Source organism: Algoriphagus antarcticus (assembly GCF_002150685.1).
Classification (GTDB): Bacteria; Bacteroidota; Bacteroidia; order Cytophagales; family Cyclobacteriaceae; genus Algoriphagus; species Algoriphagus antarcticus.
Genome location: NZ_MSSW01000031.1, coordinates 40,943 through 61,354, shown reverse-complemented (window position 1 = coordinate 61,354; position 20,412 = coordinate 40,943). Strand labels below are relative to the sequence as shown.

Genomic DNA, 20,412 nt, shown 5'->3' with positions numbered 1-20,412 from the left:
CTAAGCTATCTGCCAGTCTAATTCTAGGGTGAAGTATCACTTTTGCCAAGTTTAAACCCAGAAAATCCTCTGTTTAAAATTGCATATAAACTACCGAGCAATCCTAATGTTCCGGTTAGGTAGGCATATATTTCGTTAAGAAAAGTTTTGTCAAATATGCTAATCAAGGCAAAACAAATCAGTACAAAACTTACTGCAGATACTTGGATCATTTTCGAATTCCCATTTTTGCTTTCAAAATCCTGGAAACTCTTTATCTCTTCCTTACTTACGTGGGTGAGAATATATGTTTGAAAAAGCCTGCTGAAAAACTCATACTTCTGCCATTCTAGGTTAGTTTCATTCTCTTGTTCAGCAGAGTTATGTTTGGCAACTTCTGTTGATTGCTGCACATTCTCCTGCAGCTTATGAAGATCTGGCAATTGAACCAAAATGCCTTTCCTTATTAATTCCTGCACACCATTTTTGCGGGATTTATTGAGAAATCTCTCCAAAGAAAAGGAGTAACAAATGAGTTTTTCCTGGAAATTCAATTCAGACCAAATGTCTGCATACTTAGCAATCTCCATTTGCATGCTATCTTCATTTTCAGCACGATGCATCAGAAAGTTTTGAATATATTTTGGTTTAGAATTCAAAACAGCTATCCTGATTGGTAAAATATGGAATTCAAATTCTGTAAAAGTCTCTGCATAGATAACCCTATTTTCGATTTCTTTGATACAGATAAAAAGCTCATTCCAATTTTTGCCTGAACTAATGATGATTGACTTATCCTTATCGATGAGGGTATTCAATAGTGGGATTACAGCTAATTGGTTTTCTAAGCAGTGAATATTTTGTAAATGAAAATGTGAACTACTATCATCTAGCAAATCTTTTTTTGAGAGGTCGACATCCAAGAGGTTGATAGTTTGAATTTTTACATCTTTAAGCCCCTTCTCAATCATCTCTGTGATAACTCCTGATTGAGAGCAACATAAGAATAGTTTGGATTTGGAAAAATCAATGGGTTTTTTCCGAAAACTAAAAAATGGATAAAAAATGATTTTCTGAATGATGTTTACAAAAAGGATAAATAGAATAAGCATTGTAATTATCATTAACACATTATACACTAACCCAGCAAAAGTGGGTTTATTCATATCTGCTTTGTTCATAGCCATTTTGAAAACACCTTGATCTGGAGCTATAAAATTTTCTATTTTTTGATCAAAAGGGTCTGCAATCCATGTGAGAAATTTTCTTCTCTCGATCTCATACATTTTATAATATGAATCTGGTTGATTTGTTTTTGTGTTACTGGCAATCCCGCTAGCGGGGGTATCCCAGATGATTTGTTCGTAGATTTGAGTTTTGGATTGTAGGAAATAACCTGGGATAAAGCCTATGACTAGGAACCAAACCCCTAAAAAGGCAGGAAGAGTGATGCTATTTGGACGACTTTCAAAAGTAACTTTTGGCTTAACAATCAAAAACCATCCTGCAATAATCCCACATGCTAAAATGGTTAGAAAGAGTGTTGGTTTTATGATTTGCCAATTCAAAAAGACTATATAAAAAAGAATAACCAGAGTAACGCCTGCCAGGATAATCGCCCTCATCGAGTAGCGTTGAACCCTGAATTCAGTAAAGTCATCAAAAGTAAAGGAACTGATAGAAGTAGATAGATTGACGAAGGAGATCAGGAAGCTGGAATAAATCAGCAAAAGTAACATATCCATATGTCTGATATCCGCCAAATAGTACACCAGAACCAACCCAGCAGCATAGAATATATATGCTATTGTGAGATAGCTCAAGCGAGGGAGATTTAGGGAATTTGGTTCGAGCCAAGAATATAAAAAGGCCTTGGTTCCTTGCTTGTCTAGTGATCTTTTGGAATATTTCTGAATGACAAGACTAAAAAGCAAACCTAAAAAATAAAAACTCAACAATGATATTGACTCTGCAGAACTCAGAGAAGCGAAAGCATAGCTGATATTCTCATCAACTAAAAAAAGCAGCCAAACATCTTCATCAAATTCAGAAGTTTTAACGCGCTTCAATATCCCTGCGTAATAGTTTCCATTGAAATACAGATAAGTGGTGATTTGGGAATCGGAATTGGAATTGTTGATCATTAATGAACTGATTTCTGCCCATTTTTCCAGATTAATGCCTTCTTGAAGTTTAGCAATCGGAGAGGATATTTTATCACTTTTCAGCAGAATCTTCCCATCCTTTTTCATTACCAAGAATCTATATTGCTTGCTAAAACTAGAATCTGCTTTTAATTTGAAGGTGATTGAATTGATGCCTTTTATTTCTGTTTTTGTGGAATCAATATCAAAATTTCTTGAAATAACGGATTCCAGCTGAGCATCTGTTCGACTATAATGGGAATTTAGAAAAGTGACTTTTTGATTTTTTTGATCTTTATAAAAAGTGAAATACTCGCGTTTATTTAGGTCAATTGCTGAATTGACGTCAGTAAAATCTACGAGTTTTAATGCAGTATCAGCAGTTTTAAAAAATATTTTATCCGCATATCCATTTGGTTTGAACGCAATTACTTCATTGAAATTTGCTTGAACGTGGTCAAGTTGAGAATAACTGGTGATTTTTTCCAAGGTGTTTTTATATACACTTAGCGTCTCACTCAAGCCATTCTCCAACTGATCAACGATTGTCGCTTGTTCATCCACTGGATTAGGCTCATTTTTAAACTGTGACATGGAATAGCCTATGATAATGGTCAAGCAAAGCAGTGAGATCCCCACCTGCGTTACTTTACTCTGCGTGAGATTATCTCCCGGAGAGAGATTCATCACACCCAAAATAGGAATGAGTGCTATCAAAATCAGCAGGAATAAGATCAACAAGCTCAGTTTACCAAAGTCAAGTCGCATTCCTACTTTTTGATAGCTCTCTTCTGAGATCAATCCCACAGCATAAAGCTTTTGATTTTCCATGGGAATAGGTGAAACATATCCTCGGGTGTTACGTCCAGAATAGTTCATTTTCAAAATATCTGTTCCTGAATTAGTCACACCCAAACTGTCGATTTCTACATCCTGGGGTAAAAATAATTTGATTCCCGCCTCTTCTGGAGGGTAAAGGATAGTGCCATCATTAAAGGTGACAAAGAAATGCTCAAAAATTTTATTGGTATTTTGAGTACGCAAAAGCTCAGATATAGGAATCTCTAAATCAACCACCAATGATGTATTTATATCTTCCTTAGTAGTTGTGTAGATTTTAAAAGTCTCTTTGAATTGCTTTAAATCGAATTCGGAATGAAGATTATCAATATTAATGACTAACCCATTTTTTAGAATTAATCCATTTTTGAAAGTGAGGGATTTAATAAAACCCGAATTTGGATTGATTAATCGTGGATTGAAGAAGTGAGGATCAAATCTGATAATCTTTGCAAGCTTTTTAGACTCAGTTTTTGTTTTTTCTCCAAGTTTATAAATTGCTGCCTCAGCAGAACCAACCCTTAAAAAGTGTGCATCCACTCTGGTGTAGTAATCTAACAGGGCACGAGAAATATCATTTTTAGAAGCTTCTACACTTCTGATCAGCTGATTTTCCAATTCCTTTTGGTTATTGAAAGATTGCATATAAAGGATCACTCCGATAACAAGTATTATCGGTAAAAGTATCAGCCAAATTTTGACGCTTTTAAGCATGGTAAAAAATTATCCTAAAAAATCTTATCTAATATAAACTATAATATGCTGAAAATCAACGTTTAGAACTTTTGATTTTAGTGTAGGATTTGATGGGCCAGTTTAAATGCCTTGCATTTGTTTTCCTAGGCATGTTTATTGGGAACTGAAGTCTTTCACCCTAGTCTGTAAATTAATTACCCAATGAAGAGCGCTTTGCCCCTGATACTTATTTTGATTTCTTTGCTTACGATTCCATCATTCACTTTTGGGCAAGAAATCTCTGAAGACCAAGGATCACTCAAGTCAGGTACTATCGATAGCCAGTTTGAGTACATCTACAGTGTCTCGAATAATTTTCAGGAATATAAAGTGGTAAAGCAGACAAATCTGGATCAGCTGAAATCCAATATTCTGGACTCGATGCGTACTATGAGGAGTGAGGTAGGAGACCTTAAGATTTTGATAGTCAATGAAAAAGACTCTATTAAAAATCTCAAATCTAACTTGGTCACTGCTGAAACGGAAAAGCAAGAGGCGATTGCCCAAAAGGATAATTTCTCTTTTTTAGGAATCGGAATAGATAAGGCCGTCTATTCTTCCATGATGTGGATTTTAGTCGCCGTGCTTGCAGGAGCCCTAGCTATCTTCTCCTTTCAGTATTTCAGTAGTTTCAAAAAAATAAGGAAGGCTCGAAAGGATTTGGCTGAAGTGCAGGAAGAGTTTGACAATCACCGCAAGAATATGCTGGATCGAGAGCGCAAACTTAAGAGGGAGTTGGTTGATGCACAATTGGGCAGAAAGTAGCATTTTTCCACAGGTCTTGTTAAACTTCTTACCGAAGCTGGGTGATTCCTCTCTCAAATAGCTTTATTAGTCCAATTTGATTGTTAATCCTTTCACATTAACAAAGGAAATCCTTACAAAAAGGCTTAAGTTTGTCCCCTTAATACCAAAATCAACGGATGGCTAAGAAAAGAGGAACTGCTTTGGACGAGAGTGAGAAAAGGAAGTTGAATAAGCAGAATTTAAGCAAATTGGGAGGCATTTTTCAATTTTTGATGCCTTATAAAGGAACATTTTTTTTAGGATTGGTCTTCCTGGTTTTTTCATCACTTACTCTGCTTACGTTTCCTTTCGTTGCTGGCAAGCTCATCGATACAGCTCAGGGAACGGATTGGATAGTTAGTGATATTAATTCGATAGCACTGATATTGGTCGGAATTTTGGCGATACAAAGCATCTTCTCCTTTTTCCGGGTATGGCTTTTTGCCTTAGTTTCGGAGCGCTCCATGAGGGATATACGCTTGGCATTGTACTCTAGAATGGTGCGCTTGCCAATGACGTTTTTTGATAAGCGTAGAACGGGTGAATTGATTAGCAGAATTACATCTGATGTCAGCATGCTTCAAGACACGTTCTCGGTTACACTTGCAGAGCTTTTTCGTCAGATAGTTACCCTTGTCGCAGGTGTGATTTTCTTGATGGTCATGACTCCTAAATTGACATTATTCATGCTTGCTACTTTTCCGGTCTTGGTGGTGATAGCAATGGTTTTTGGGAAATTTATTCGAAAACTTTCTAAAAGCACTCAAGATGAACTTGCGGATGCGAATGTGATCGTGGAGGAGACGCTACAGTCTATCAGTACTGTTAAGTCCTTTGTGGGTGAAGCTTTTGAGTCAGCTAGATATGGAAGTGGCTTAAATAGAGTCGTAGGAGTAGCCTTAAAAGCTGCCAAATACAGAGGAGCCTTTATTTCATTTATCATTTTTGCCTTGTTTGGAGGAATTGTAGCTGTGATGTGGTACGGGGCGAGTTTGGTGAGTTCTGGCGAAATGAGTGTGGGTGAACTGGTTTCTTTCGTGTTATACACTACGTTTATCGGCGGGTCTATAGCTGGGCTTGGAGATATTTACGGACAGGTTCAGAAAGCTATTGGTTCATCTGAGCGTGTATTAGAAATATTAGATGAAGAACCTGAGTCCGTTTCAGGAACTAAGGCTATTAATTTCCAAGGCAAAATTACCTTCAATAATGTGGGCTTTCATTACCCCACACGACCTGAAATGGAAGTGCTGAAAGACCTAACTTTTCATGTGAATCCAGGAGAGAAAGTTGCTTTGGCTGGTCACTCCGGAGCCGGGAAATCTACCATTATCCAATTGCTGATGCGTTTCTATGACGTGCAGAAAGGATCAATCCAAGTGGATGATCGACAGCTGAGTGATTGGGATTTGCAAAACCTTCGCTCACATGTAGGAATGGTTCCTCAGGAAGTATTGCTTTTTGGGGGGTCAATTCGCGAGAATATCGCTTATGCAAAACCATCAGCGACAGAAGATGAACTTATTTTGGCGTCGAAAAAAGCGAATGCTTGGCAGTTTATTTCTCAATTCCCTGAAGGGCTTGATACCTTGGTAGGTGAGCGAGGAGTCAAACTTTCTGGTGGTCAAAGGCAGCGAGTGGCGATTGCCCGAGCTATTCTAAAAGACCCGTCAATTTTGATTTTGGACGAAGCCACCTCTTCTTTGGACGCGGAGTCAGAATTTTTGGTTCAAGAAGCTCTTGATGAACTGATGAAAGGAAGAACGACCATAATTATTGCGCATCGATTGGCGACTATCCGCAAAGTGGATAGAATATACGTTCTAAGTGATGGAGAAATCGTAGAGCAAGGCAATCACATGGATCTACTTAGTCGGGAGGATGGCTTTTATGCAAACTTGGTTAGGCTTCAGTTTGCTGATTAAGAGAGATTGTGAGCAGAGATTGATTTGATCATTCCCATGAATTTTTCCAGATACATCTTAGAATCAGGGAAAAGCCGTTGCATCTCGTTTTGATCAAGCAGTCGGATTTCATCTAGGTATTGCTGGGCATCTTTAGGATCCCATTTTTGAAGCCTACTCAGTTTTGTTTTGGTCAGGAAAAAGTAAAGCAAGCTGTGGGGAAGGTATTGCGCAAAAGGAATGGCATAATGTGCTTCTATTGGGAAAGTTCGATTTGGGGTTTGGATAAAGTGCTTTTTACCTACACGCATAATCTCATTTGCCATTTTTTGCTGGTTCTCCCAGGTGTATAAATGCTCTATTACAGAATTAGAAAACACTAAATCAAAGCTGTTTTCTTTATATTCTGGCATATTCGTAGCATCTCCGACCACAGATTTGATCTTAGGGTGTGTGGTTTTCTCTTGTCCCAGATTGAGGAGAACGATTTCAATATTTGGGAGTAGAGGAAGACTACTGTTATCCCAGAAATAGGCAGCTCCTCCTACATCAAGAATTCGAATTGGATCGTTTTTGGAAAAATTCAGAAAGAATAAATCCTCAAAATCTTTTTGTCTTTGGTTTCTAAATTTGGCTCCCAAAGATTCAGGATTGTCGGAAGGTGAAAATAAATTCGAAATAAAACTCATGCGTTGCCCCAGCGGCGTTTCGGCTAACAAATAATTGCAAAAGTAATCAGCCTTGGTGATTCTTTTCTTAATTATGACGTTGAAATGAATCTCATTTCGAATGTAAATAAGCTAACTCCCTTTTTTAAACTTAATAAGCCCGGTTTTGGACACATATAATTTAAAATGGGAATTAAGATCAAGACCATTCCCCAGCTGATTTTTACTCATAGTAATCCCAAGTAATTTGTTTAATGCCTGTAAATTTTGTGGAGGATTTAGCCTAATCTCTTTTGAGGTAAGTAAGCGCCTGTTTGGAATGGGCGGAGCTTTAGGATATTCAGAATGTTGGACTGCAAGTCAGTTCAAATAGATCAAGTTCATTAAAATCTTGCCGGCTATTATTCGCAATCGGGATATTATTTATTTCTACCGTTAGTACAGTCTGGCTAAGCCAGAAGAGTGCTCAAGGAGATTCGCATGAACTTGTTTCTTGCGACACAGGCTAAAGCTTTTGAGCCAAGCTATGTTATCGGTTGAAGAAATTGGCTCCGGGATTTCATTTAAAAATTCCTGACGTAGGCTTTGGAAATGGGCAATTATATTCGTCGAATCTTCTGATTTGCATGGGTTTGATCCTTTTATAGAGAAAGATTTTGAAGTCAATGCTAAACTCATCTCTGGAAACATAAGATAGACCAAGACCGATAACTGCTTTATTTTGATCATGATGCATCAAGCGTTTAACGTATGGAAATTCCCATGGAAATTCTCCAGACTTGTTTTGATAAACTGAATCTAGAAGGAAAGCTATTAATCATGACATCAGTGACGGATGCTGAAATTTCGAAAGAAAAGCAGCCATTCTGGATGCAGCTCGATGCTCCAAGACATTTGATTATACCTTCGGTTTCGGCATTTCAAATGCTTTCCAAAGCGATAGGTTTTGACCTGTTCGAAGTGCTTTTTGATTCTACAGCTTTCAATTCTAAGGTACAGAATTGTATAAGGGGAAATTTTCTTTGGATACGAATCTGATGGGTCAGCTTTATTCGAAGAATGAATTGGCAGATTTAGATAAAAAAGCCCTCCTATATAATCAGGAGGGCAAAGGGGATCAGTTATGATTTTTTCTTAATAAACCGCTTTAAACTTTAAATAGGGCCTCAAAGAACCCCATGGTTTCACCTTTTTTCTTGAAGATTAGCATAGGCAAAATGTTATTCACCAAGACTAGTTTCTCAGCTACACTACCCAGAAGAATTGCTGCGGATTTTGTTCTGCCGCGGGATCCAAGCAAAATCATGTCTGCTCCGATTTTTCCAGCTTCTTCGAGAAGTGCTTTGCCCTGCCCTTCACCATCATTCAGCACAAATCGGCAAGTCAATTCCTTGTGATTAAACTTTTGAATAAAGCGATTAAAGTCTTGCTGTGCATTGTCCTTCATGATGTCAGCAAATTCTTCAAATGACTTTCCTGTCTTAGAGTATCCGTGAGGCACTTCATACAAATGGACTGGAATAATTTCTGCTCCTAATTCTTCTGAAATTCTTTCCCCAAAATCATAAATCAAATCTGTGTGGTCAGAGAAATCTGAGGGGATCATGATTTTCTTTGGCAAACCTGGTGGCCTTCTTTCTTGCAATAGAAGAACAGAGCAAGGGGATTGCTTTGAAACACCTTTTGCAAGAGAGCCGCTTCCTTGTAATTCCTCTTTTCTACCCATTATAATTAGATCAACATCCTTGATTTTGGCCCATCGTAGGAATGTGTCCAAGGGATGCGCTCCTTCTTCTGCGAAAACTTCGATATCCATGCTCTCAGGAAAATTATACTCCTCGAGCTTGGACTTTATCAATGCTTCTATGGATTCATCTCCTGGTGCCACTAATTCAGGATGACTTTTGAGAACTTCCTCAGGTACAGCTAGATTCTTGGCTACATGTACAAAGTAGCATTTATCTATTCCGAGGAAATTCAGGTACACAATTGTCTTTTTGATCAGGATATCATCCATCTCTGTCAGATCAAGACCAATCATGGCCTTATAAAAATGTTTCATAGCTGTTAAGTGTAAATTCCCTTTAATTTAAAGCTTTGATCCAATTTATTGAATAGTTTTTATGTTTTTACCAGACGAATTCCTTTTCAAGGTAATTTAGCCTGATGAAATCGAGCAAGTTATCGACACACGGAGAAATGATTATCCGTAATGGAAGATTCTCCCGAATCAAGTTCGGGACAGGCTATGTGGCCAAATAAATCAAATTATCAACACATGAAATCGAGCATGACAAAAAACGACACACAGAGGCATGGTTATAATGCATGCGAGATTCCATATGGCCTTTCGAAGAAAATTATCAACACATGAAAGTGATGCAAAAGTATTTTTTGGCGATCGTTCCCGAAGGTGACTTCCAGGATCGTGTGACAAAGCTAAAATTAGAAATCAGAGATGCACACCAAGCTAAATACGCACTGAAGTCACCTGCTCATATTACTGTGAAAATGCCATTTCTCTATAATGAAGCAAATGAGGATAAGTTGATTGACAGACTCCAAAGCTTTATGCTGGCCTATGATCCTTTGGTTATGACAGTAAAAGGAGTGCAAACATTTGGAACGCGAGTAATTTACCTAGGCGTAGAGGCTCCAAAAGAGTTATACAATTTTCAAAGCGAATTAAAAACCTTTTGCAAACGAGAATTGAATCTAGTGGATGAGCTGAGTGATCGAAATTTTCAGCCACATATGACCATTGCTTTTAAGGATATAAAGAAAACTCAGTTTCAAAATATTCTCCAGCTTGCTAGTGAAAAGAATCTGGATGAAGAATTGAGGGAGAATCATATCGTGCTTTTGAAAAGAAGTGGAGGAAAATGGCAAGCCTATAGAAAATTGAAACTGGGGTGATTTTGGTTACTTCATGAAAAAATATATGAGTTATGTCAAAAAATGGCTTTTATATACTATGATAGCTAAAAAAAATTTTAATTTGTATATAAAGCATATGGCAGAATAATATTATTTTAAAAATGCTCAGCATTTATTGCGCTCAGTATAATTATAAGGTTTTTACCCAAAACTATTTGATTAAAGCAATATTATTTTGGGGATTGGGGGCAAAGTGATTTTTCAGGTTTATTCGATTATTAATAGATTAGGTTTAGATGACTACAATCATAATTTTTTGAGAAAAAATCAGTTTTTTTTAGAAGTAAATAGAGAAAATTCAATATTAAAATCTTTTTAATGAAAAACTTAGTAGAATAAAAATTGAATTTTATGTTTTTTAACAAATCCTCGATATAAAATATGCCAGTAGGTTAATTTCGTAGATGTCATATTTTTTTTCAAATCAAACTTTCGGTTAATATTCGCATCAAATATTTCTTAACGTAAATGTTCAACCTATGAAGAAAGTTTTATTAACCTTCGCTTTTGCGGTGCTGACCTTAGTGTCCGTATTGGCTCAAAGCAAGACAATCACTGGTAGGGTCACTTCGGCCGAAGAGCCAGAAGGCGTACCAGGTGCTAGTGTAGTAGTGAAAGGCACTACACAAGGTGTGATCACAGATTTGGATGGTAGTTACTCTATCGACGTTCCTGCTGATGCTTCTACACTTGTATTCAGTTTTGTCGGCTACCTCACCAAGGAAATGCCAATTGGTTCCAATTCCATTATAAATGTATCAATGGATGTGGATGTAAAAACCCTCAACGAGGTAGTTGTAGTAGGATACGGTACTCAGGAAAGAAGAGAAATTACCGGCTCGGTAACTTCTATCGATTCAAAGGCTATCGAAAATTTAGTTACTCCTTCGTTTGAATCTCAGCTTGCAGGTAGAGCTCCTGGAGTATCTATTACCACTCCAAGTGGTATCCTGGGAGCGGCTCCTATCATCCGTATTCGTGGTGTAAACTCGCTTACAGCAGGAGCAGGACCACTTATCGTAATTGATGGGGTGCCAGTTGTGAGTTCAGACAGATCTGCTGTGAATGATTCAAACCCACTTGCTAACATCAACCCAGCTGACATTGCTTCATTCGAAGTATTAAAGGATGGGTCTGCATCAGCGATCTACGGATCAAGAGCTGCAAACGGTGTGATCTTGATCACTACCAAAAGAGGTGCAGAGGGCAAAGCAAAAGTTAGTTATAACACTTCTATGGGTATCAATACAGCAGTAGAGACTTTTGCTTTACTTTCAGGTGATGAGTTTGTAACGATAGCAAATGAAAAAAGAACAAATGCTAATCAGTCGCCATTAGCAAACCCAGGTGTTAATACAGATTGGCAAGATCTTGTATTCAGACAGGGATTTGTACAGCAGCATAACTTATCAATCAGTGGTGGATCAGCGGCTACTAAGTACTTCTTCTCACTTGGCTTCACAGATCAAGAGTCTGCAGTAAGACCGAATGAATTGAGTAGATATTCATTCAGAGCAAATGTGGATCACAGCATCTCCAAAGCTATAAGAATAGGGACTTCTATGTCGTATTCATACACTGAGATTCTAGGTCTGAATAATGGTTCTAATTCCCTTTCAGGTGCCATCTACAATGCTACGCGTGCTTTGCCTAACGTGCCCATTTACGATGAAGCTAACACAGCTTTTGATGGATACAATGTAACTGCTAATGGAGCAACCACTGGTTTTGGAGCTAATCTTGCCGGCCCAGATAACAATATTCCAAATATTGGTTTTGTGATAGATAATAATATCTACAGAAGCCGTACACACAGAATCATAGGTAATGCCTATGGTGAAGTAGATATTGTCACCGGATTGACTGCTAGATCTCAGATCGGAATTGATTTGACTTTGGCAGATGACTTCCAGTCTCTGGATGCTAGACATGGTGATGGTAGAAGTTCAAACGGTAGCGTATACATGGCTGCTAACCCTGCTTTTCTTTGGAACTGGCAGAATACATTGAACTACCAAACTGTATTTGCAGAAGACCATAGTTTGAATGTAACTGCTGGTTTGGAATACCAATTCGCAAAGTATTATGGATTCAGTGGCTCAGCTACAGATATTTCTGATGATTATTTCAGGAGAAACAATTTGATTACAGGTTCTTACAACAATCAATTCTCTACAGGTAGCTATAGAGAAAGCGGGTTTGATTCTTATTTTGGTAGATTCAACTATAGCTTCAAAGGCAAATATTTGGCGTCATTCACGCTTAGAAATGATGGTATTTCAGACCTTGTAGGAGATAACAAAAGAGGTACCTTTTTCGGTGGGTCTGTAGGATGGAGGGTTTCCGATGAGGCATTCTTCAACTCTGACCTGATTTCGGATTTCAAGTTGAGAGCTTCATATGCAGAAGTAGGTAATACTGATATTGATTCTTTCGCAGCTTTTGGTGGATATGCGCCTGTCTTGGGCGGTGCTGGAGCAGGAATTGGATATAACAGAATTGCCAATACTGGCTTGCAGTGGGAGACTTCTAAAAAGCTGAACCTAGGTTTGGATATGACTATAGGTAAAGTGACTGTTTCTGCAGATTACTTCAGCAACGATGTTGATGGTTTGATTCTAGCGGCTCCTACAGCTCCTTCCTTAGGTGTGCCAGGTAACAGCATCAACCAAAATATTGGGGCAATGACCAATTCAGGTTTTGAATTGAGAGTGGCTTCCAATGTAATCAACAGAGGTAAATTCTCATGGGATACTGACTTCAACATCACCTTCATCAAAAATGAAGTTACTAACTTGATCAGCCCAATTACCAGCACTTATAATAGAACGCAAGTTGGTAATTCAATCGGCGAACTATACGGTTTTAGATGGGCAGGAGTAAATCCGGCAAATGGTAATCCACTTTATTACTCAGGTGAGGATATTGTTCAGTATAATTTGCAGCAATCAATAGGTGGAGTATCGCAACTTAACTACAGAGTTTATGATCCTGCAAATCCTTCTGATATATCTGTTCGTGCTACTTCTGGGCCTACTCAAGAATTCTTGGGTCGTACTTTGCCTAAATGGCAAGGTGGCTGGTCAAATAGCTTTTCATATGGCAACTTCGATGCGGAAATCTTTACAAGGTTCTCTGGTGGAAATTATATCATGAACGAATCTTTAAGAGGTTTATTGGGGCAAGGTTTCTCAAATAATCATGCTAGTATCCTAAACAGATGGACTGAAAGTGGTCAGGTAACAGACGTACCGAAACTATATTCTGGACAAGATCAGAACATGTGGCAGAACTCTGCTTCTAACTCTAGATTCGTAGAGAAAGGTGATTTTGTGAAAATCCAGAATATTGTTTTGGGTTACACTATTCCAGCAGCAGCATTGGAATCAGCATTTAGCGGAGCTATCTCCAACGCCAGATTCTTCGCTCAGGTACAGAATCCTTTTATCTTCACTAAGTACACTGGTCTAGATCCTGAGGCAAATAGTTATTCTAATCAAAGGCAATTTGGTGTTGACTGGAACGTAGCACCGATCGTACGTACTTACACTCTTGGCCTAAGCGTTGGTTTTTAATTAATCGAACCTAAAAAGAAGAATTAAAATGAAAAAAATACTAATAAAAAATATTAAAATGGTGCTGGTAGGTGCAGCATTAATTGGTTTTGCTTCAGCATGTGAGGTGACAGATTTGGTTCCTGCCAACTTGATCCCTGACTCTGAAGCATTCTCTACTGCACCTCGAATCGAATCAGCAGTACTCGGTGTTTATGAGTCTGCGCAGCGCGGCTTCTATAATGATGTAGTACAGAGAGGATATCCTTTTGGTGCCGCAAACGTGGAGCAAGGTGATATGAGAGGTGAGGATATGTATAATGATCAGGCTTTCTATGAGATCACATACAATAATTCCTATAGCCCTAATTCTGCTAATAATGCAGGGATGTGGATCTCTCTTTACAGAATGATCAATAGATTGAATATCATCTTAGGGAATTTAGATGTAGCCGTTACTAATGGGGTATTGACTGCAGAGGATGCGAATGCCTACAAAGGTGAAATGCTTTTCCTAAGAGCACTGGCGCATCATGAATTGTTAATCCATTTTGCAAGACCTTATTCTGATGATGTTTCTTCTATGGGTATCCCATACAGAACGTTTGGTATCGACGATGTAACTAAGGTGCCTGATGCAGAGGCTGTATCCAGAGGAACAGTAGGTGAAGATTATGCTCAGTTGCTTTTAGATCTAGATGCTGCTGAAGGGTTTTTGCCTGAAGGTGGTGCTGGTAGAGCAAATAAAGGCGCAGCTATAGCTTTAAAATCAAGAATTAAGCTGCACATGGAAGATTGGGCAGGAGTGTTGACAGAGTATAATAAGCTTGCTACTAAGTATGCAGTGACTGCTAATCCAGTTGCGCCATTCAGAGGAATCACTAGTACAGACAATATTTTCTCTTTCATTAACTCTGCAACATCTAATCCAGGTACAAATGGTGCTTTACCAGCTATGTATGGTAACCCTGACCTAGGTGCAAGAGGATTGGTGAAAATTAGCCCAATTATCTGGAGAGCTGATTTCTGGAATGCTGAGGATACACGTAGAACGCTGCTAACGACAAGATCTAACTTGGGCATCTTCACCTTTAAATACACTGATGCTACTACGTTTTCTGATCCAAACCCGATCTTGCGATTTTCTGAAGTTGTATTGAATGCAGCTGAAGCAAATGCAAGATTAGGTGGTCCTAATGCTGCCGCTGCAGTCACATTGCTTAACTCAGTAAGAAGCCGTGCGCTACCAGCTTCAGTTCCTGCCTATACTGTGGCTGGTGCCGACCTGCTTACTGCTATCCTGAATGAAAGAAGAATTGAGTTTCTTGCAGAAGGAAGAAGATGGCCAGATATCCACAGGCTTTCAGGAGAAGGTCTGATGAACGGTATTCCTCTTAAAGCTACTTCTAGATCTATTACTAGCATTAACTTCTATACTACTTCTATAGCTATACCAACAGATCATTCACTAGCCTATAGCAGTAACTTGTTCGTTTGGCCTATTCCTTTGGCAGAATTGCAGGCAAATACGACTGCTCCTATAGAACAAAACCCAGGTTATTAATTTATTTGAATTTGATAGTAAAGTCCGGCCTTTAGGTCGGACTTTTTTTTTGACTAACCTAAAGAAGTTATGCTCTTTGGAAGAAAAAAACTTGACTCTATTTTTCCAGTTCCACCTTCCATTAGTGGAATTAATCTAGGCCTGCACCTCCAGATATTGAAATAGCCCATGTTAGTCCGGTAGATAGTATTACTTTTTCTACTGTTTCAAGTGACTTTTTAGGAAGAAAGCTAAACAACTATTGTAGTGCAATCCCTTCAACATATCCATGTTTCCTCCGTGTATAAACTACACACCTTGGTTACAAAATGGGGTAAGAATTCGTTTAAAAGGTAGAGTGGAGTGATTTATAGAACTATTACAATGCTAACAAAAAAAATAGCCGAGTCACCCCGGCTATTTAAAAGTAAGTTAGAAGGATGGCTTAATAGCTAGGATTCTGATCGGCATTCGTTAACGCAGAATTATTATCCAGCTCCACAGTTGGAATAGGTAATAGGTCATACTTAGCTTGGTACCCAGTAATAGGCTCACCTTGTAGGGTTCCCATTCTTCTCCATCTGCGTATGTCTCTGTTACGAACTTGTTCGCCTGGCATTTCTACCCTTCTCTCATGCTGAATAGCTAATCTTGTCTGCTCTTTAGTTCCAGTAGGATATTGAGCGGTTGGATATTCAGCCATTTGTACGTCAGCTCTTTTTCTAGTCATATTGAGGTAAGGTAATGCTGCCGCTGGACCAGAAATTTCATTCTCCACCTCTGCCATCATTAGCAATACATCTGCATATCGGATTACTCTGAAATTGATCCCAGACTGTGTATTTTCATTTGCTCTCTTATAGATTGTTTGATACTTTCTCCAGCTGGCTTTGTTGAAATCCCCTTGAACAGTAGATTGGGTCAAAACACTTGCTCCGGCATTGAATGTGTCTCCTAACCTATAGAAGTTATAACTCACACGCGGGTCTTCCTTTGGAGCTCCATTTGCTGGTCTTTCATATGAAGCCACCAAGCCAGTATTTGGAATCAAATTTCTCCAGGCATTTGGACCATATTCTTGACCTCTGAACGTCACTTCGGCAATACCTGTTCCATCAGCATTCCATCCGCCTGCATTTCCGAAGGCTTCAGAAAATTGAATTTCCCAGATCGACTCCGAGTTATTCTCGCTTTCTTCTTCAAAATTATCCAAGTATCTATCAGTCAATTCATATTGATTTGAATTGATGATTTCTGTCAAGAAAGCTTTTGCTCCGGTGAAGTTTCCTTGAAACATCAACAATTTTGCAGCTACCGCTTGGGCTGTTCCTTTACTAGCACGTCCCACATCTGAGCCAGAATATGCGCTACGAAGTGGAAGCCTAGAAATAGCCTCATTTAAATCACTCAATGATTGCGCATAAGATTGCTCTTGTGTTGCTCTAGCAAATCCTTCAGGAGAAGCAGCAGAAGTAGTCATCAGCGGTACACCACCCCATAGGGTAGATAACTCATAGAAAGCTAAACCCCGAAGGAAATAGGCTTCACCTACAATCCTTTTACGAAGATCTTCAGTGATGTTTTCAGTCGCGTTATCAGCATTTTCTAACACCAGATTTGCACGGTGAATCAGGCGGTACCATCCTCTCCAATTGGCTTCAACTTGAGGATTGGATGCATCAAAAACGTAATTAAGCACTTGTGCTCGAGGAGCCTCGAGTTGAGCGCCACCAGTTTCTACATCATCCGAAAGTAGATCGTGCAAGAAGAAATACTCTCGATTATATAAATTGTTTCCCTGGAGTGTGGCATAAACCGAATTGATTGCTGCTACGAGTTGAGGTCCAGTACGGTAGAAAGTCTCAGTACCTAATTGATTAGGATTTATCGGACTCAACACCTCTTCATCACAGGCTATCATACCAACGGACATGATTATCGCCAAAAGTGTGGATCTTGTTTTCATGATTTTTTCTTTTTAAAATTAAAATGCAAGTTGAATACCTCCCATGATTGTACGAGCTGCAGGGAATTGGCCGTAGTCAATCCCTGTACCCAGGGAGGAATTGATGCCAGTTCGTGCTGAAATCTCAGGATCATATCCAGTGTAATCTGTGATGGTCAACAGATTCTGAGCAGAGACATAAACTCTTACTTTTGAAATAGTTCCTTTGCTCCAAGCTTGCAACGTTGCATTTGGAACGCTGTATCCTATTGAGATGTTTTTCAACCTAATATAGGAACCGTCTTCTACAAATCTTGAGCTTGCTCTGGCATTTCTATTTGGATCTCCAGAAATTGCTCTAGGTACATTGGTATCAGTATTTGTAGGTGTCCAACGATCCAATACTACCGTGCTTGCACCAAATAATCTGGTCATACCTTCTGTGTGATATCTCAGGTTATTGAAGATTTCATTGCCTGAAACCCCTTGCCAGAACATGGTAAAATCGAAACCTTTATAAGAAGCAGTTGCATTCAAACCATATGTTACGTCAGGAAGGTAATGTCCTAGGTTCGTTCTATCATCGGCGTTTATTATTCCGTCATCATTGATGTCCCTGAATTTGATATCGCCTGCTGAGGCATTTGGCTGCTGACTAGTATTTTCACCACTCTGGAAAATACCATCAGCTATCCATCCATAGAAATAGGCGATTGGCTGACCTTCTTCAGTGAGAGTCAGAGCATCTCCTTGGAAACTTGGACCAAAAATAGTGTTTCCAGTACCTAGGGAAATTAGTTCATTGCTTACAAATCCCATGTTACCATCGACACTCATTTGGAAATCACCAGATCGTAACTGATAGCCCGCAGTTAATTCGATGCCGTTGTTTTTCACTGTACCTACGTTCGCTACCGGAGCTCCGTCATAACCAAGAGATGGTGGAATCGGAACGCCAAGGATCATCCCTTCGGTAGTATTCTCGAACCATTCGAAAGACAAATTGAACTTGTCTGAAAATAAGCCAAGGTCAAGACCTATGTTTTTCATTTTAGTAGTTTCCCACTTCAAGTCAGCATTTGCAAGCGCGGAAATAGTACTTCCTGTGAGAAGATTATCATCGAAGTTGTAGAAGAGATTGGAGTTAATAGTTGCTTGATAGACATAATCACCAATTCTGTCATTTCCTGTTTCACCGTAGCTTGCACGAAGCTTCAAGTCACTTACAGCAGCCAAGTTTTTCATAAAGCCTTCTTCACTTACTCTCCAGCCTACAGATACTGAAGGGAATGTTCCCCACTTATTATCTGGCCCGAATCGTGAACCACCGTCTCTTCTTATGCTAGTGCTTATTAAGTATTTTTGTGCATAATCATAATTTAGTCGGCCTACGTATGAAATCAGAGCATACTCAGTTTTAGAACTAGTCGTAGTTTGATTTTGAACTCCTTGAAGCTCTTTTACCTCATTGGTCAAAGAATTCTGTCCTGAACCATTCAAACTGTTGAAAGTGGATGTTTGCCTTTCGACAACTCCAAGAACATCAAAATGGTGTTTGCCAAAATCTTTTTCATAAGTAAGCTGATTGCTAAAAAGAGGAGAAACAAAATTTGATTTAGTTTTTGATATGGAAGCAAAGGGTGAAATACTGAAATCCCCGGCATTGAAACTAGGAGAGTAATTATAAGAATCCCCAATTCCTACATCCAATCCCACCAGAAACTTATAATTAAGCCCTTGTAAGATATTCACATTGATATATGCCGATCCCAAGATTTTGTAGTCCTGGCTGATACTTTTTCTCAATACTGCATTTAGTACAGGATTTTCTGGATCAGAACCATCCACTCTGTCTGGGGCTCTGAATCCTCCTGGCCTACTAGCATCTCTTACTGGGATATAAGGAACTGCTTTCACAATGTGTTCTAGTTGACTTCTGCCTCCTGAGAATGGTTCATTGTTTCTATTGGAATAGGCTACAGTAAGTGTCTGGCCTATTTTTACTCTTTTATGAACCTTATATTCAGTATTAGAACGTAAGGATACTCGTTCGAAATCAGTACCTCTCATAATACCTTCCTGGCCAAAATACCCCAGAGAGAAGTTGTATAGTACATTTTCTGTACCTCCAGATATATTCAGGTTATGATCCTGGATAGGAGCAGAGAGGAACATTTCATCCTGATAGTCTATGTCTACATTTGCAAATTCTCCCAGATTATTAAAACGGGCTGGAGCAGCAGCACCTGCATTGCCTAAAAGATCTCGCCCAAAAGCGATGTATTGGTCTCTATTAAGCAAGTCGAGCGTTTGCCAAGCTTTTTGCATGCCATAGTAGGAGTCCAAACTGACAAGTGGCTTTCCTATTTTTCCTTTTTTGGTTGTTACCAAGATCACACCATTTGCTCCTCTAGATCCGTAAATGGCGGCAGTAGATGCATCTTTCAAAACTTCAATAGACTCGATGTCTGCTGGATTGATTTGATTCAAGCCTCCGGCGGGCATGCCATCGATTACATAAAGTGGATCATTGTTACCTACTGTACCTATTCCTCTGATTCGCACTATAGGATCTGTACCAGGTGAACCAGAATTGGTCACATTTACCCCTGCAGCTCGGCCTTGAAGGGCGGAAGCCAAACTGGGGACGGGTAAAGCTCGGATTTGTTCAGAGCCTACGGAGGAGATAGCACCAGTTACTTTGGCACGCTGCTGAGTACCGTAACCTACAACTACCACTTCTGAAAGTGAAGAAAGGTCTTCTGCTAAGACTACACTTAATTCGCTGGAATTCCCTACTCGCACTTCTTTGGAAGTGTAGCCAATAAATGAGAAAACTAGAATGGATTCGTCTGAAGGAACCGATAAGCTAAAGTTACCATCGATATCGGAGGCAGTACCGGTGGTAGTACCTTTAACTAAAACGTTGACTCCGGGCATTGTCTCGCCGGTAGAGGATTTGATTACGCCGCTTACATTTTTGCTTTGGGCCAGAGAGGTTCCTGTCACAAAAATTAACAGGAAAAGTGAAAGCACTAGGCCATGAAAATATTTCCACGGGGGTAGTGCACGAGATTTTGGGTAAATCGTTTTACACATAAGTTTAGAAATTTTTAACAGGTTCGTTTAACCTGTCAGGTTTGAGATGGATTAAAAGCTATGCACTTTATAAGCATGACTTGACTATGAATGTAAAAATAAATTTGTCATCTAAAGAATGTTCTGTAAAAAACTTTATTTACAATATAATTATCCGACAAACCTCTATAATTCAAATTTTTAAATTTTTTTATTGGAATATGCAGGTTATGTTAAAAAATATAATTAAAAGTCTAGTAAGAAAAAATATTGATAGAAGTGAATATGAATATTGGCAA

At 38.9% G+C, this 20,412-nt stretch carries 11 protein-coding genes; 6 read left to right on the top strand and 5 right to left on the bottom strand.

Annotation, left to right across the window (positions count from 1 at the left end; all coding sequences use genetic code 11):
* Positions 1-23 precede the first annotated feature (23 nt).
* Entirely contained in the window at positions 24-3,677 is a 3,654-nt protein-coding gene (locus tag BVH04_RS11830; protein ID WP_086541678.1) for a hypothetical protein, read from the bottom strand.
* Positions 3,678-3,860: 183 nt separating this feature from the next.
* Between BVH04_RS11830 and BVH04_RS11825 the strand changes: the two genes are divergently transcribed.
* A complete protein-coding gene (locus BVH04_RS11825; RefSeq protein ID WP_086541677.1) occupies positions 3,861-4,463 on the top strand; it encodes a hypothetical protein in 603 nt (200 codons plus the stop codon).
* A 158-nt stretch (positions 4,464-4,621) separates the two neighbouring features.
* Positions 4,622-6,409: an ABC transporter ATP-binding protein gene (locus tag BVH04_RS11820; RefSeq protein ID WP_086541676.1), complete on the top strand. Its 1,788-nt coding sequence runs from the start codon at positions 4,622-4,624 to the stop codon at positions 6,407-6,409.
* On the opposite strand, the gene BVH04_RS11815 is transcribed toward BVH04_RS11820, so the two are convergent.
* Positions 6,406-7,077, bottom strand: a complete 672-nt coding sequence (locus BVH04_RS11815; protein WP_086541675.1) for a methyltransferase domain-containing protein — start codon at positions 7,075-7,077, stop codon at positions 6,406-6,408. The two genes, BVH04_RS11820 and BVH04_RS11815, sit on opposite strands and share 4 nt — an antisense overlap.
* Before the next feature lie 729 nt (positions 7,078-7,806).
* Between BVH04_RS11815 and BVH04_RS11810 the strand changes: the two genes are divergently transcribed.
* The gene (locus BVH04_RS11810) at positions 7,807-8,094 is read left to right on the top strand and encodes a hypothetical protein (RefSeq protein ID WP_086541674.1); all 288 of its coding nucleotides are present in this window, start codon (positions 7,807-7,809) and stop codon (positions 8,092-8,094) included.
* Positions 8,095-8,203: 109 nt separating this feature from the next.
* Here the strand turns inward: BVH04_RS11810 and BVH04_RS11805 are convergent, their stop codons facing one another.
* A complete protein-coding gene (locus BVH04_RS11805) occupies positions 8,204-9,118 on the bottom strand; it encodes a universal stress protein (RefSeq protein WP_086541673.1) in 915 nt (304 codons plus the stop codon).
* A gap of 266 nt (positions 9,119-9,384) precedes the next feature.
* Between BVH04_RS11805 and BVH04_RS11800 the strand changes: the two genes are divergently transcribed.
* The 3 genes from BVH04_RS11800 (at position 9,385) to BVH04_RS11790 (ending at position 15,111) form a co-directional block, all read left to right on the top strand.
* A complete protein-coding gene (locus BVH04_RS11800; protein WP_086541672.1) occupies positions 9,385-9,972 on the top strand; it encodes a 2'-5' RNA ligase family protein in 588 nt (195 codons plus the stop codon).
* 500 nt (positions 9,973-10,472) lie between these two features.
* The gene (locus tag BVH04_RS11795) at positions 10,473-13,568 is read left to right on the top strand and encodes a SusC/RagA family TonB-linked outer membrane protein (RefSeq protein WP_086541671.1); all 3,096 of its coding nucleotides are present in this window, start codon (positions 10,473-10,475) and stop codon (positions 13,566-13,568) included.
* Positions 13,569-13,596: 28 nt separating this feature from the next.
* Positions 13,597-15,111 (top strand): RagB/SusD family nutrient uptake outer membrane protein, encoded by a 1,515-nt coding sequence (locus BVH04_RS11790; RefSeq protein WP_086541670.1) that lies wholly within the window; start codon positions 13,597-13,599, stop codon positions 15,109-15,111.
* A 424-nt stretch (positions 15,112-15,535) separates the two neighbouring features.
* Here the strand turns inward: BVH04_RS11790 and BVH04_RS11785 are convergent, their stop codons facing one another.
* On the bottom strand, positions 15,536-17,056 hold the full coding sequence (locus BVH04_RS11785) for a RagB/SusD family nutrient uptake outer membrane protein (protein WP_086541669.1): 1,521 nt from the start codon (positions 17,054-17,056) through the stop codon (positions 15,536-15,538).
* A gap of 18 nt (positions 17,057-17,074) precedes the next feature.
* Positions 17,075-20,134, bottom strand: a complete 3,060-nt coding sequence (locus BVH04_RS11780; RefSeq protein ID WP_086541668.1) for a SusC/RagA family TonB-linked outer membrane protein — start codon at positions 20,132-20,134, stop codon at positions 17,075-17,077.
* Positions 20,135-20,412 lie beyond the last annotated feature (278 nt).

Coding starts and splice junctions, on each gene's coding strand:
- BVH04_RS11815 (WP_086541675.1), bottom strand. CDS start 7,077: ATGAGTTTTATTTCGAATTTATTTTCACCTTCCGACAATCCTGAATCT.
- BVH04_RS11790 (WP_086541670.1), top strand. CDS start 13,597: ATGAAAAAAATACTAATAAAAAATATTAAAATGGTGCTGGTAGGTGCA.
- BVH04_RS11830 (WP_086541678.1), bottom strand. CDS start 3,677: ATGCTTAAAAGCGTCAAAATTTGGCTGATACTTTTACCGATAATACTT.
- BVH04_RS11795 (WP_086541671.1), top strand. CDS start 10,473: ATGAAGAAAGTTTTATTAACCTTCGCTTTTGCGGTGCTGACCTTAGTG.
- BVH04_RS11820 (WP_086541676.1), top strand. CDS start 4,622: ATGGCTAAGAAAAGAGGAACTGCTTTGGACGAGAGTGAGAAAAGGAAG.
- BVH04_RS11785 (WP_086541669.1), bottom strand. CDS start 17,056: ATGAAAACAAGATCCACACTTTTGGCGATAATCATGTCCGTTGGTATG.
- BVH04_RS11800 (WP_086541672.1), top strand. CDS start 9,385: ATGCGAGATTCCATATGGCCTTTCGAAGAAAATTATCAACACATGAAA.
- BVH04_RS11810 (WP_086541674.1), top strand. CDS start 7,807: ATGGAAATTCCCATGGAAATTCTCCAGACTTGTTTTGATAAACTGAAT.
- BVH04_RS11825 (WP_086541677.1), top strand. CDS start 3,861: ATGAAGAGCGCTTTGCCCCTGATACTTATTTTGATTTCTTTGCTTACG.
- BVH04_RS11780 (WP_086541668.1), bottom strand. CDS start 20,134: ATGTGTAAAACGATTTACCCAAAATCTCGTGCACTACCCCCGTGGAAA.
- BVH04_RS11805 (WP_086541673.1), bottom strand. CDS start 9,118: ATGAAACATTTTTATAAGGCCATGATTGGTCTTGATCTGACAGAGATG.